Below are 14,509 nucleotides of genomic sequence, written 5' to 3' on the forward strand. Positions count from 1 at the left end.
AAGTCCTGATTTAGATGATAAGCGGAACAATGAAAAACAAAACAAACCTCCTCATACTAATATTTACCTTTAAATTTAGAACAAACTCTTAAAAACTTTGTCGCTTTGTTCCCAAGAACCTTTGCCCCTTTCTTATAAAAAATCGCTAATTTCGCTTTTCGAATAAGAAAGAGAAAAATGAAGGTCTGTATTGCTGAAAAACCAAGTGTCGCACGTGAAATCGCATCCGTTTTGGGAGCCAATACCAAACACGATGGTTATTTTGAAGGCAATGGTTATGCTGTAACCTACACTTTCGGGCATTTATGTACCTTAAAAGAACCCAACGATTACAAACCGCACTGGAAAAGCTGGGATTTGAACAACTTACCCATGCTTCCTGAGAAATTTGAAACCAAAGTAGTTCAAAATTCAGGAATCGAAAAGCAATTTAAAATCGTAAAAAGTCTGTTCGACAAAGCCGAAGTAGTCATCAACTGCGGGGATGCCGGGCAAGAAGGGGAACTTATTCAGCGATGGGTAATGAACGAGGCGAATTACAAAGGTGAAGTGCAGCGTTTATGGATCTCATCCCTAACCACTGAAGCCATCAAAGAAGGTTTTGAAAACCTGAAACCCTCTGAAAACTACGATAATTTATTCTATGCCGGATTCTCAAGAGCCATTGGCGACTGGTTACTCGGAATGAATGCTACACGTTTGTATACCGTAAAACATGGCGGTTACAAACAAGTGTTGTCTATCGGACGTGTACAGACACCTACATTGGCCATGGTAGTGGACCGATTTAAAGAAATCGAAAATTTTAAACCTCAGCCGTATTGGGAACTGCAGACTTTGTATCGAGAAACTCTTTTCAGTTATGAAGAAGGACGTTTTCTGAAAAAAGAAGATGGGGAACTTCTGGCCAATAAAGTCAAAGAAAGTGAATTCGAAATTGTTTCGGTTGAAAAAAAGAACGGAAACGAATACGCTCCAAAACTATTTGACTTAACAGGTCTGCAAGTATACTGCAATACCAAATTTGGATTTTCGGCAGATGAAACGCTTAAAATCGTACAAACTCTATACGAACAAAAAGTGGTCACGTATCCCAGAGTAGATACCACCTTTTTACCGAATGACATTTATCCAAAAGTACCCGGGATTCTGCAAAAATTAACTAAATATGCCGAATTAACTCAACCGCTTTTAGAGAAAAAAATAAAAAAATCGCCAAAGGTTTTCAACGATAAAAAAGTTACAGATCACCACGCGATTATCCCAACCGGAATAGAAGCTCATTTGCAATTCAACCAGCAGCAGGTCTATGACATTATTACCAAACGTTTTATTGCCGTATTTTATGACGACTGTCTCGTAGCCAATACCACAGTAATTGGTAAAGCTGCTGACGTAACTTTCAGAGCCACCGGAAAAGAGATCTTAAAAAAAGGATTTCGTATCGTATTCGAAGACCCGAACGCTAAAGAAAGAGAAGCGGATTTGCTACCCAGTTTTGTGGTGGGAGAAAAAGGCCCGCATGAACCTTCTTTTCTGCAAAAAGAAACCAAACCACCCAACCAGTTTACCGAAGCGACTTTACTGCGTGCCATGGAAACTGCCGGAAAACAAGTCGATGATGAAGATCTACGGGAATTGATGAAGGAAAACGGTATTGGTCGTCCGTCAACAAGGGCGAATATTATCGAGACACTTTTCAAACGTCAGTATATCGTTCGAAACAAAAAACAGGTTTTGCCAACGCCTACGGGAATTCAGCTTATTGATACGATTCAGAACGAACTTATCAAATCGGCTGAGTTAACAGGTTCCTGGGAAAAGCAACTGAAAGATATCGAAAAAGGAACTTTTACTGCCGGAGCTTTTATTAAAAACATGAAACGCATGGTAGAAGCTTTGGTTACCGAAGTACGAAGCGAAACCAGACATGCTAATATTTCGCATGCAGCAACGATTGAAAAACCAGTTGTAAAAGCAGAGAAAAAGAAAGCCGCGGGAATTTTAGCCGAAACCTGTCCAAAATGCCAAAAAGCTACTTTAATAAAAGGAAAATCTGCTTTTGGGTGCGGTAATTATAAATCGGGCTGTGATTTTCTGCTGCCTTATACTTTTGCAGAGAAAAAAATATCAGAAAATCAATATTTAAGATTGGTTCAGAAAGGATCTACCGTAAATATAAAGGGGTTTAAAACCGAAGAAGGAACTGTTGAAGGTTTGATTCGCTTTGAAGAAAATTACAAACTTAAATTAGAAACGAAGAAAACCACTGCGAAAGCAAAATCAGTGACAGCAGCATCAGACGCCTTAACGTGTCCAAAATGTCAAAAAGGAACAATTCTCAAAGGTAAAACGGCCTACGGTTGCAGTGAATACAAATCAGGTTGTGATTTTAAAGTTACTTTTGACGATGTCCGAGCCAAATTAAACGATCAGAAACCAACAAAGGAATTGGTGTACTCAATACTTTGTGAATTGTGAGATGTTACATGTTAGATATTAGACGTTAAATGTGAAATGCGTTACTATTTTACTTTTCACATATTACTTTTCACTTTTCCCATTTTACTTTATACTTTTTCATACTTTAGCTTTTCCATTTAACACCAAAACTTATAGATATGTTTCAAAAAATTACTCTTTCAGTGCTTTTAATTGCTGCTGTTTCCTGCCAGAAGAAAGATTCTGCCGAGAAAGATAAAATCAAAGTCGCAGACTGGTTAATAGGAAACTGGGAAAACAAATCTCCGGAAGGCATTCTGACCGAAAACTGGCAAAAACTAAACGATAGTACTTTTAGTGCTGCCTCTTATTTCATTAAAGAAAAAGATACTATTCATTTCGAAAACATCGTGTTATCTCAAAAGGAAGAAACCTTAACTTATTTTGCTACGGTGAAAGGCCAGAATGATGATAAACCAGTAGCTTTTCAATCTATTGCTGAATCAGACAAACAATTGGTTTTTGAAAATCCTAAACACGATTATCCACAAAAAATAACGTATACAAAAGGAGCGAATAATACTTTAACAGCTGAGATTTCAGGGAGTTTGAATGGGAAACCGAGTTCAGAGAAATTTGTGATGACGAAGAAATAGCTTTTATAAAATGGGTCGTTCCTACGGAACTTGTCATTTATTGTTGCATTAATCTCAACGGATTAAAATCCGTTGCTATACATATTACATTCCTTTGGAATTTGTAACGTTGTGTTTTATTTTTTTCGAACTAAAACTTACTGCCTTATAAACTTCGAATCTTGATCATATAACAAAATTCAAACCTCCTGTTTAAACATTTTATCAACAAAAAACTCAGAACCTTAGCAACTTAGAACCTCAGCACCTTCAAAAAACCTACTCGTTTTCCCCGATCTTATTCACCATAAAGATCATCAGTATCCCCAGAAGTGCCATTATTAAAAATGCCCATTTCATACTTAAATATTCAGAGATAAAACCGACCATAGGCGGAACCAGTAAAAATCCAAGATAACCAATAGTAGAGATAGACGTTAAGGCAGAACCGCTGCTTAATTTGGATGATCTTCCTGCAATACTAAATACAAGCGGAACGACACAGGAAACTCCAAATCCAATCAAGACATAACCAAAAATTGTTGGATAAGCATACGGCAGGGCAAAACAAATCGTAAAACCAGCTGTGATTAAAACTCCGCTGTAAAACAAAATTCGTTTTGTACCAAATTTCATTACACCGTAATCCCCAAACAGACGTCCTAAGGTTACTGCTGTTGCAAAAAAGACAAAGGCGGCACTGGTTAGTTTTGGAGAAGCTTTTAGTATATTTTTAAAATAAATACCACTCCAATCGTACATGGTATTTTCACAGGCCATAGACACAAAACAAATGAGGGCAAACTTTATCAGATTTTTTTCCGGCATCGAAAAGAACTTCTTTTTTACCGGTACAGGCTCATTGTGAATACTCATCGGATAAAAGCAAGCGGTAAGTCCCATCATAAAAACACTAACGCCAAGTAAATGATGAACCGGTGCAATATGCTGTGTCACCATTACATAACCCAAACCTGCTCCCGAAAAAACAGCGATACTCCATACGGCATGAAAACGGGTTATAATTGATTTTGGATACAATTTCTGAACCTCCAGTGATTGTGCATTAATCGATAAGTTGAAAATGTTCCGCGAAGCTCCGAAAATTAAAAGTATAACAACTAACTGCCATACAAAAGCTGCTAAACCGGGTAACGCCAGAGCAATATTGAACATGATGGCTCCCAAAAGCATAACATAACGACTGCTGTATTTATTTAACAGCATTCCTGTAAAAGGCATAGTCAGCATCAGGCCAATCGGAAAGGCAAATAAAACAGCTCCAAACTCAGCTTCGGACAGATGCAATTGTGCCTGTATATGCGGAATACGAGACACCCAGGAAGAATATCCAAATCCCGAAAGGAAAAAAAATACAGTATTAGCCAAACGGAATCCCTTAGGAGAATTCTGCAGTTTTTTCAAGAAAGGTAAAATCATGAGGAGGGTTTCAATTTGGATACAAAATTAAGGCTTTCAACATGTAACTTCTACTCTTTTTAACTTTTTTAATAAACGTCAGAAATTTAATTCATTCCGATCATTACTCAAAGAAATTTTAAAAAAGTACCCCAGATTTAACTCAAAGTTCATGAAATCAAACTAAACATAATTTGTTAAAGAAATAGTATTTTTTACATTTGTACTGTTTTTATTAATTCTAAATAAAAATAATCACTTTAACCAAACTCAATGTAAAATGAAATATTCCATTATGAAAACCTATCGTTTTCTACTTACAATCAGTTTTCTTTTTTCTTTTTTCGGTTCGTTTGCCCAGCAAAATTTCGGAAAAATAAAAGGAACGATTACTACATCTGATGGCGATCCTGCTGCCGGAGTAAATGTTATTCTTAAAAACTCAAAATACGGTACCGTTACCAACGACGATGGTACTTTTGATCTCAACAGAGTACGAACTAATACCTATACCTTACAAGTATCTTTAACCGGTTATGAAACTACTGAACAAGAGGTAGTGGTAACTGAAAGTGAAACAACAGTTCTCCATTTGCAATTAAAAGTTTCCAACAAAGAGCTGCATGAAGTTGTAGTAAACGGTAAGAAAAGCATCCTCTCTAAAAAAACAGATTATGTTGCGAGAATGCCGCTGAAAAATCTTGAAAACCCGCAAGTCTATAATGTGATTCCCAAAGAACTTTTGCAGGAACAAATTGCAATAGATATTAGAAGTGCAGCTGTAAATGCGCCTGGTGTCACCACAAAAATTTATCCATCAGGGGGGCTTGAAATTTCATTTAGAGGATTCAGTACCGGAGTTAATGCCCGAAACGGAATGGAAAATATGACGGGTCGAAGCTCTATTTCTATTGATAATGCCGAACGTATCGAAGTTCTTAAAGGGCCCTCGGGAACTTTATTCGGGTCGTCTGTCTCTTCTTTTGGTGGTGTTGTGAATTTAGTTACCAAAAAACCTTTTGAGACTAAAAAAACAGAAGTATCCTATACCGGAGGAAGTTTTGGATTAAACCGGCTAGCGCTTGATGTTAATACTCCACTAACACCTGATAAAAACGTATTGTTTCGATTAAACGCTGCGGTAAATACCGAAAAGAGTTTCTTAGACTATGGTTTTAGCAAAACATTCCTGATCGCGCCAAGCCTTACTTACAAAGCAACGGATAAATTAACCTTAAGTATTGATACCGAAATTTACAATGTGAACAACACACGTCCTACTTACGGACGTTCGTATGCTCCGGGAATTACAAACCCAACAGATTTAAAGGTAGACTATAGAAAAAGTTTGTTTCACGATGATCTTGATGCCAAAACTTCATCAACAAAAGTTTTTGTTCAGGCAGAATATCAATTGGCAGAAAACTGGAAATCTACTACTGTTTTCTCTTTTATAGACGAAAATGTAGATCGCAGTTATCAATATTACACACAATGGATTTCACCAACAGAAGTAAAAAGAAGTGTATCGCGTTTTGGCCCAATATTTAATCAGTTTACCAACATACAAGAAAATATTAACGGTCAGTTTTCTACCGGAAGTATCAAACATAAACTTTTATTAGGTACCAATTACAGATTTTCAAAAGGTACTTTTAATTATGGCGCAACGCCAGTTCTGGACACTATCGATGTCACAAAACCTTTTGATCCTATCCGAAAAAAACAAGTTGATGCCGTGGTATCTCAACTTACATGGGCAGTTCCGGACGAACAAATATTTAGTGTTTATGCCTCAGATGTGATAAGCTTTACAGACCGTTTATCAGCTATGCTAAGTCTTCGTTTGGACAACTTCGTTCAGAAAAAACTGGAAGACACAAAGGGCTATAATCAAACTGCTCTCTCTCCTAAATTAGGTTTGGTTTATGAAGTGGTTAAAAATCAGGTTTCTTTATTTGGAAATTATATGAATGGTTTTCAAAATTCGGGTCCCGTAAATCAACCCGATGGAAGCTTGTTAGTATTAAAACCAGTTTATGCCAACCAATACGAAGGTGGGGTAAAAGTAGAAGCGTTCAATAAAAAATTAAGTACTACATTAAGTTACTACAACATTACGATTGATAATGCTACAAGAACAACTTCTGACGGTTTTAATGTTCAGGATGGTAAACAAGTGAGTAAAGGAATTGACTTTGAATTTATTGCCAATCCGGTTGCAGGTTTAAATGCTATGCTTGGGTATGCTTATAATGACAATCGCATCGTAAAATCATCAGATGCCGCTATTGAAGGAAATAAAGCCAGCGGAGCTCCGGAAAATGTAGTTAATTTTTGGATATCGTATAAGTTTCAAAACAAATTAAAAGATTTAGGACTTGGTTTTGGAGGCAACTACGTAGACAAACAATACAAGTTTGAAGATGAAAGTTTTTACAGCCCATCTTATTCTGTTTACAATGCGACCCTATTTTATGATAAGCCAACATGGAGAATCGGCATTAAATTCAACAACATAAACAATAAAAAATACTGGGATTCTTACGGAATGGCGCAAACTCCTGCCAACTTATTAGTAAACTTAACCCTTAAGTTTTAACAGCATCTACAATAAAAAAACACCTCTGCTTTAGAGGTGTTTGCATTTAAAAGAAAATTAATCGCTTATTATTTTCCTACAATTATTCACTGATAACATTAACCAATCAAAAAAATCATGAACTACTTTAAAAAACGAATTAAAAATTCGCAATTCGTAATCTATCTCTTTTTACTCTTTTCTATCAGTGCTTTTGCTCAGCAAAACACCGGAAAGATTAAAGGAACGATAACAACATCAGATGGTGAACTGGCTGTTGGTGTTAACATTATCCTGAAAAGTTCAAAATACGGTACCACCAGTAATGAAGACGGCGCTTTTGAATTTAACAGGGTAAGACCAAACACCTATACTTTGCAAGTTTCTTTAGCCGGTTATGAAACTCTGGAACAGGAAGTAATTGTTTCGATCAATGAAACTACAACACTTAACTTACAATTGAAGGTTTCAAACAAACAGTTAAAAGAGGTAATCATTACCAATAATCGAGGAAAAGCTTTTCCTAAGCAAAGTACTTATGTTTCGAAAATGCCTTTAAAAAATGTCGAAAATCCACAGGTTTACAACATTGTTTCATCTGAATTAATTAAGGAGCAAGCCATTACAAATTATGAGGATGCCTTAAAAAATGTTCCCGGAATTCAAAAATTATGGGAATCTACAGGTCGTGGCGGTGATGGTGGTTCGTATTATAGTCTTCGTGGATTTGAAGTCCAGGCCAATATTGTAAACGGATTACCGGGTTTAACAAACGGAAGTTTAGATCCGGCAAACGTTGAACGCATCGAAGTCATAAAAGGTCCATCCGGAACTTTATTTGGCAGTAGTTTAGTGAGCTATGGCGGACTTATTAATACCGTTACCAAAAAACCATATAGTGGCTTTGGCGGTGAAGTATCTTATCTGGCCGGAAGTTTTGGATTAAACAGGGTCACTGCCGATATCAATACACCGCTAGACGATGCCGATAATGTTCTTTTTAGAATTAATACTGCTTATCAAACCGAAAACAGTTTTCAGGATGCCGGATTTCGTACTTCCTTTTTTGTAGCTCCTTCCCTTTCTTATAAAGTAAACGATAAGCTTTCCTTTTTGATCAATACGGAATTAATGCTGGAAGAAAAAACAACGCCGTCAATGCTATTTTTAGGCAGAGATTCCGCTTTGCAATATGCTAACTTGGCTGAATTAAACTATAATACCGATTTATCATTTTACAGCAACGATCTATCGATAAAAAATCCAAGATACAGTCTCCAGGGACAGATGACTTATAAAATTTCTGAGCAATGGACTTCGCAAACGGTTTTATCCAGAAGTTCATCAAAATCAAGAGGTTATTACACTTATATCTATGACAATGAAGATGGAAATAAAGATTTTGGATTTAATATCACCAAAGAACAATCACAAACCATAACAACTGATATTCAACAGAATTTCATTGGCGATTTTAAAATTGGATCAATGCGCAATCGTCTTGTTGCCGGTTTCGATTATTTTGAAAGAAATGTAATGTCTGGCGGATCCGGTTATGGTAAACTTTACAACATCACAGCACAGGGTGAAGTGAGACAATTGAATGCTGCCAATCCTTATTATCTGACCCAAACGTCTGTTGATAAACTTCTGGCAAATGAACCGGCCGGAAACTTCAATCCGAAGGATGCAACTTATAGCGTCTATGCGTCTGATGTGCTTAACATCACTTCTAAATTGTTGGCCATGGCTAGTTTAAGAGTTGATTATTTTGATACGAAGGGTGACATCAAAAATAAAAATGACGATTATACACAAACGGCTTTATCTCCAAAATTCGGATTATTATACCAGCCAGTCGAAGATAAGTTAGCCGTATTTGCTAATTACATGAATGGCTTCAGAAACATTGCTCCAGCTGTAAGTTATGATACTGATGGTAATTTAATCGGTTCTAAAACTTTCGAAGCGGAACATGCCAATCAATTGGAATTTGGAGTTAAAGCAACTATTTTTGAAGATAAATTAAATGCTACTGTGAGTTACTATAATATTAATGTAGCCAATTTAGTGACCAGTAATCCATTGTACAGCTCGCAGGGTGGTGAAGCGCAAAGCAAAGGTTTTGAATTTGACCTGAATGCTGCACCAATAAAAGGATTAAGCATAATTGCCGGATACAGCTACAACGACAGTAAAATTACGAAAGGTGATGTTGGAAATGTTTGGCTGGAGCAAGGCAAAAGACCATTTTGGTCAGGTCCTAAAAACTTAGTAAACCTATGGGCTACTTATAAATTTGAAGAAGGCACATTAGAGAATTTCGGTATTGGTTTTGGAGGAAATTATGCCAGTGAAAATGCCATTCTGGACAGTTCTAAAACCGGAAAATTTGTATTGCCGGATTATACTGTAATCAATGGCTCGGTTTTCTATAATTCAAATAAATTCCGAGTAGCTTTTAACATTAACAATATTGCTAATAAAGATTATTTCAATGGTGGGTGGTCTACTCTAAATCCACAAAAACCCAGAAATGTTGTAGCCAGTTTTGCGTACAAATTCTAATATAAACTATCCAATAAAGATAAAAAAGGGGCTAATTTAAAAGATTAGTCCCTTTTATTTTTTTAGCTTACTGGGCAGATATCCAAACGTTTTTTTGAAAGCCACTGTAAAATGGTGCGGGTTTTTATAACCTAATTCTTCAGAAACAACAGATATCGGGAGATCCTTTTCTAATATCATTTGTTTCGCATATTCCATTCTCACCTGCGTCAAATAATTAAAAACAGTAGCATTAAAAACCATCTTAAAATATTTTTTAATTTTAAAATTATTCAGTCCTACCTGCGATGCAATACTCGCTAAAGTATGTTTTTCTTTAAATTGTGTTTTTAAAATATTTTCGACTTCAAGGATTTTAACATAATCGCATGCACTAAGTTCTACGCTTACATTGGTATTTTCTTCTTCATTTATAATGGTAAATAAATACGAAAGAATCTCTACTACTTTTGATTCCAGAAAAGCTTTTTTAATGGCTCCGGAGTACGAACATTGCAAGATATCTTCTATCAAAACATTCAGTTTAGGCGAAATACTTTTGCTTGTATCCCACATTGCGTATGAGGTATGAGTAGCTATTGCTTCTGCCAAAAGCGGAATGGTGGTTTTTAAATTTGGGTAAAACAGCTGCTCTAAATAGGATGCCGTAAATGTGATTTCGAGCGTTTTTCTTCTTTTAGTCCGATAATTTAAAATGCCCTTTATTTTGGGTAAATAAAACAAATTATAGTGTCCCTGCGGAATATAAATCCCTCTGTCTGATGCATTCTCGGGGCAGTATTCATTATCACCCTCCATTTCAATATGAAGCTTTATGAACGAAAAATCGTGCTCTACTTCAATCGAGTAAAATTCATTTTCTATTATTAGATCTCTTGCCACCAAATGGACCCCATCTAACATTATATCGGTAATGACTCCTCTAATTCCTTTGTAATTATAATTGATTTTCTTCTCGACAAGATCTTCCTTATTAAACCGAATAGGATCATTTACAACAACCAGTTCTCGCTTAAAAATATCACTTCTCATCACTGTTTTCATTGCTAACATTTTATTTGCTGCGACGGGTTTAAACGCATAATAACAGTCTATAACTTACTAATTACAAGACGATTTCATTTAAATCCTTATTGCGTTTATATTAATCCTTATTGCGTTTATTATGTTTTTATTAACATATTACTTTTGCGTAAAATTATCAATTTATAACCAATCTAAATAAATATAGTATGCTTTTTATTATACCAAGGGTAAAAAAGATCTTAACCACCCCCATTTACATGCTTCTTCTGGTTTGTTTTTTCATTACGAATGCATTTTCTCAACAAAGTACCGGTTCTATAAAAGGAACTGTAATTACTTCAGATGACCACCTTGCCTCCTCCGTAAATATTACAATACCAAAATTAAAGAAGTCAGCCCTCACAGATGAAAATGGTGTTTTTATTTTAAGCCAGGTGCCTACAGGAACATATGAAATCGAAATTAATATGATGGGACATATTCCATCAAAACAGCAAATTACAGTCAGTACAAACGAAACCTCAACGGTTTCATTTCAATTAGAATCTTCTTTAAAAGAATTACAGGAAGTTGTGGTTGTTTCTGCCGCCAAAAAATTTGCTAAAAAACAAAGTGAATATGTCGCGAGATTACCGATTGCAAATCTTGAAAACCCGCAAGTGTATACCGTCGTTCCCAAAGAACTCTTTGTAGAACAAATAGCAGTTGATTTCAGAAGTGCTTTAAACTCGGCTCCGGGACTAAACAACGTTACACAAAGCGTGGGCTCAGGAGGAGTCGGATTAAGTCTAAGAATGCGTGGTTTTAGCGGTTCATCGGCAGCAGGATCAATCCGTAACGGAATGAACACAAACTGGGTAACGATGAGTGATCCTGTAAACTTGGAAAGTATCGAAGTAATCAAAGGGCCATCGGCAACCTTGTTTGGTTCGTCCTTAACCACTTATGGCGGTCTTATCAACAGAGTGACTAAAAAGCCTTTTGACGTTATGAAAGGTGAAGTAAGTTATACGACCGGAAGCTGGGCTCTGAGTCGTACAACTATCGATTTTAATACACCTCTTAATGAAGAAAAAACAATGCTTTTTAGGGTTAACGCCGCTTTAGACAACCAAAAAACATGGCAGGATTATGGCAAAAGCCACACTTTTGTAGTGGCTCCTTCCTTTACTTATAAAGCCAGTGACCGTTTGACCTTTGACTTTGATTTAGAATTGTATCAAGGAAACCGTAATTCAACTTCTATTGGTTTAGGAAGCGGTACACCACCAGTAAAAAGTCTGAATGATTTACATTTTGATTTCAAAAAATCGTATGCGACAGACGATTTACAATCGGAAGCAAAAAACACCAATATTTTTGCAAAAGCCACCTATCAATTATCAGATCAATGGATTTCGCAAACTAATTTTTCTAATGCTTTTACCGACAATAAAGCCAATTATTTGTTCTTGCTGATCAATACGGCTGCGAACTCTGGTATTACTTTACAACGAAGATTGTACAACATCAACAGTACTTTTAAAACTTCGCAAATTCAACAAAACTTCATCGGGAACTTCAATATTGGAAGCCTTAAAAACCGATTACTTTTAGGGATCGATTACACCTATATCAGTACAAATGATAACAGATGGCTCATTAATAATTATGATGCCGCTGTTGCAAATCCTGCTCTTACCATCAACGGAAATGCTGCTTTTATCAATATGGAAAAATACAAACAGCTTATTGCCAATATGACGGCGCCAACTGTAGTTAACACCAGAGATTTTAGAACATTAAGTTTTTATGCTTCGGATGTGATCAATATTACCGATCGTTTTATTGCTATGGCCAGCGCGCGTTTTGATCATTACGAAAACAAAATTGCACAGTACAATCAGAATGCTGTTTCTCCAAAATTTGGTTTAGTGTATCAGGTTATTAAAGACAAAGTTTCGGTTTTTGGAAATTATATGAACGGATTCAGCAATGTGTCGCCAGCACCAACTGCAGACAATCCAAATGGTTTGACAGAGTTTAAACCTGAAGAAGCAAACCAGTTAGAAGGTGGTGTAAAAATTGAATTACTGGGAGGAAAACTAAACGGTACTTTGAGCTACTATGATATTAAAGTAAAAAACAAATTGCGTACAGATCCTAACAATCCTTTATTTTCTGTTCAGGATGCAACGCAAAGCAGTAAAGGTTTTGAGGCCGATTTGATTGCAAATCCGTTTAGAGGTTTACATATTATTGTAGGTTACGGTTATAACCAAAGTGAATACACCAAAGCAAACCCAAGTCTTGAAGGAAAAAAACCTTACTCTACTCCTGCTAATGTTGCTAATTTTTGGATTAGCTATAAAATCTTAGACGGACAAGCCAAAGGAGTTGGTTTTGGTTTTGGCGGAAACACTCAAAGTGATAGCTATTTAAATGATGCCAATACTTTTACAGCAAACGGATACACTACATTAGATGCCAGTGTCTTCTATGAAAAACAAAAATTTAGATTAGGTCTAAAAGTCAATAATCTTGCGAACAAAGAATATTGGTCAGCAGATTATTGGGCTAATATGATGCCAACAAGACAATTAGTAGCTAATCTTACTTTTAAATTTTAATTCTTTTTAATTAGTTATAACCAAGCTATCATATCTTATCAATTGTAGCTTGGTTTTTATCGTTTTACAGTATGTCTGGAAATACAATCAAAAAAAACAAACAAAAAAGCAAATGGAGTAAGCTGAATCATTGGCTGCATTTGTGGTTAGGACTTACTTCCGGAATTATTGTATTTATTGTAGCGCTTACAGGAGTATTATTTATCTTTTGCGATAATATTATTGATGGACTGGCTTATGATTCCTTATATGTTTCTGAAGTAAAAGAACAAAAACTGACTCCGGAAGAAATTATAAGGGCTTTCAAAACACAACTGCCAGATCGTAAACCCAGTTATTTTATTACCTATAGAGATCCCGAAAGAACCATTAAAATGGCTTCGTCGACCAAAGACCGAGATTTGCAATTTTCATGGATCGATCCCTACACAGGTAAAGTTTTAACTTCCGGAAAGGCTTATGATTTCTTTTATGTCATTGCCCACATTCACAGCGGTCATATTCCTTTTGGAGATATCGGAAATTTAATTATAGAAATTTCAGTTTGGATTTTTCTAATCGAATTAATTACGGGACTTATCTTATGGTGGCCAAAAAAATGGAACCGATCTACTAAACTGCAAAGCTTTACTATTAAGAAAAATGCCAGTTTCAAGCGACTCAACTACGATTTACACAATGTTCCAGGATTTTACAACCTATTGCCCGCCTTGTTGATTACTATTACCGGTTTAATTATTGTTAATAAACCTTTAAACTCAGCGACGCAAAAAGTATTTGGAGGTATGCCGCGCGCTTACTCCAAATTTCGCGACATCAAACCTGAATATGACAGTACTAAAACATTTGCAGCATTAAACCCAATAATAGAACGATTATTTGCAAAAGACAAAACGATCGAACAAGTCAAATTATCGATTGCCACAAAAGACAGCATTACCAGTTTATTTGCAGTTACCGCCGAAGATATTGGTTTGAAAGGCGTTCAAAACGGGAAAACTTTTGTGCTTAATCGCTATACAGGCCAGGAATTTGAAATACCCGTAAAAGTAATGAACGGTTTAGATATTGACGACACAACGATGAATCTCCACATTGGTTTTTGGGCCGGATGGATTGGAAAAACACTGACTTTACTTGTGGGACTTGTATGCATGTTTCTTCCCGTGACAGGTTTTTTAATTTGGTACGGACGTCAGAATAAAAAGAAAAAAACACAATCAGTTTAA

General features: G+C 36.0%; 8 protein-coding genes. 6 read left to right on the plus strand and 2 right to left on the minus strand.

The window, feature by feature from the left end; translation table 11 throughout:
- Positions 1-177 precede the first annotated feature (177 nt).
- Positions 178-2,481, plus strand: coding sequence for a type IA DNA topoisomerase (locus C245_RS0118935; RefSeq protein ID WP_017498188.1), 2,304 nt, complete (start codon positions 178-180; stop codon positions 2,479-2,481).
- A 140-nt stretch (positions 2,482-2,621) separates the two neighbouring features.
- The gene (locus C245_RS0118940; protein WP_017498189.1) at positions 2,622-3,098 is read left to right on the plus strand and encodes a DUF6265 family protein; all 477 of its coding nucleotides are present in this window, start codon (positions 2,622-2,624) and stop codon (positions 3,096-3,098) included.
- A 258-nt stretch (positions 3,099-3,356) separates the two neighbouring features.
- Here C245_RS0118940 and C245_RS0118945 read toward each other — a convergent pair whose 3' ends face one another.
- A complete protein-coding gene (locus tag C245_RS0118945) occupies positions 3,357-4,517 on the minus strand; it encodes an MFS transporter (protein WP_017498190.1) in 1,161 nt (386 codons plus the stop codon).
- 259 nt (positions 4,518-4,776) lie between these two features.
- Here C245_RS0118945 and C245_RS0118950 point away from each other — a divergent pair, with 259 nt between their 5' ends.
- Both C245_RS0118950 and C245_RS0118955 read left to right on the plus strand, forming a co-directional pair.
- Positions 4,777-7,098 carry a TonB-dependent receptor gene (locus C245_RS0118950; RefSeq protein ID WP_026110157.1) on the plus strand — a complete coding sequence of 774 codons (2,322 nt, stop codon included), beginning with the start codon at positions 4,777-4,779 and terminating at the stop codon, positions 7,096-7,098.
- 117 nt (positions 7,099-7,215) lie between these two features.
- Entirely contained in the window at positions 7,216-9,645 is a 2,430-nt protein-coding gene (locus tag C245_RS0118955) for a TonB-dependent receptor (protein WP_017498192.1), read from the plus strand.
- Positions 9,646-9,699: 54 nt separating this feature from the next.
- Here C245_RS0118955 and C245_RS23795 read toward each other — a convergent pair whose 3' ends face one another.
- A complete protein-coding gene (locus C245_RS23795) occupies positions 9,700-10,689 on the minus strand; it encodes an AraC family transcriptional regulator (protein ID WP_157495915.1) in 990 nt (329 codons plus the stop codon).
- A 188-nt stretch (positions 10,690-10,877) separates the two neighbouring features.
- Between C245_RS23795 and C245_RS0118965 the strand changes: the two genes are divergently transcribed.
- Together C245_RS0118965 and C245_RS0118970 are read left to right on the plus strand one after the other, a co-directional pair.
- Entirely contained in the window at positions 10,878-13,280 is a 2,403-nt protein-coding gene (locus C245_RS0118965) for a TonB-dependent receptor (RefSeq protein ID WP_017498194.1), read from the plus strand.
- A gap of 71 nt (positions 13,281-13,351) precedes the next feature.
- On the plus strand, positions 13,352-14,509 hold the full coding sequence (locus tag C245_RS0118970) for a PepSY domain-containing protein (RefSeq protein ID WP_017498195.1): 1,158 nt from the start codon (positions 13,352-13,354) through the stop codon (positions 14,507-14,509).

It is taken from the genome of Flavobacterium sp. WG21 (assembly GCF_000335775.1).
Classification (GTDB): Bacteria; Bacteroidota; Bacteroidia; order Flavobacteriales; family Flavobacteriaceae; genus Flavobacterium; species Flavobacterium tructae.

What these genes read in the sequence shown, in the direction of transcription:
- C245_RS0118950 (WP_026110157.1), top strand. Translation starts at nt 4,777, where the DNA reads ATGAAATATTCCATTATGAAAACCTATCGTTTTCTACTTACAATCAGT.
- C245_RS0118940 (WP_017498189.1), top strand. Translation starts at nt 2,622, where the DNA reads ATGTTTCAAAAAATTACTCTTTCAGTGCTTTTAATTGCTGCTGTTTCC.
- C245_RS0118935 (WP_017498188.1), top strand. Translation starts at nt 178, where the DNA reads ATGAAGGTCTGTATTGCTGAAAAACCAAGTGTCGCACGTGAAATCGCA.
- C245_RS0118965 (WP_017498194.1), top strand. Translation starts at nt 10,878, where the DNA reads ATGCTTTTTATTATACCAAGGGTAAAAAAGATCTTAACCACCCCCATT.
- C245_RS0118955 (WP_017498192.1), top strand. Translation starts at nt 7,216, where the DNA reads ATGAACTACTTTAAAAAACGAATTAAAAATTCGCAATTCGTAATCTAT.
- C245_RS0118945 (WP_017498190.1), bottom strand. Translation starts at nt 4,517, where the DNA reads ATGATTTTACCTTTCTTGAAAAAACTGCAGAATTCTCCTAAGGGATTC.
- C245_RS0118970 (WP_017498195.1), top strand. Translation starts at nt 13,352, where the DNA reads ATGTCTGGAAATACAATCAAAAAAAACAAACAAAAAAGCAAATGGAGT.
- C245_RS23795 (WP_157495915.1), bottom strand. Translation starts at nt 10,689, where the DNA reads ATGAAAACAGTGATGAGAAGTGATATTTTTAAGCGAGAACTGGTTGTT.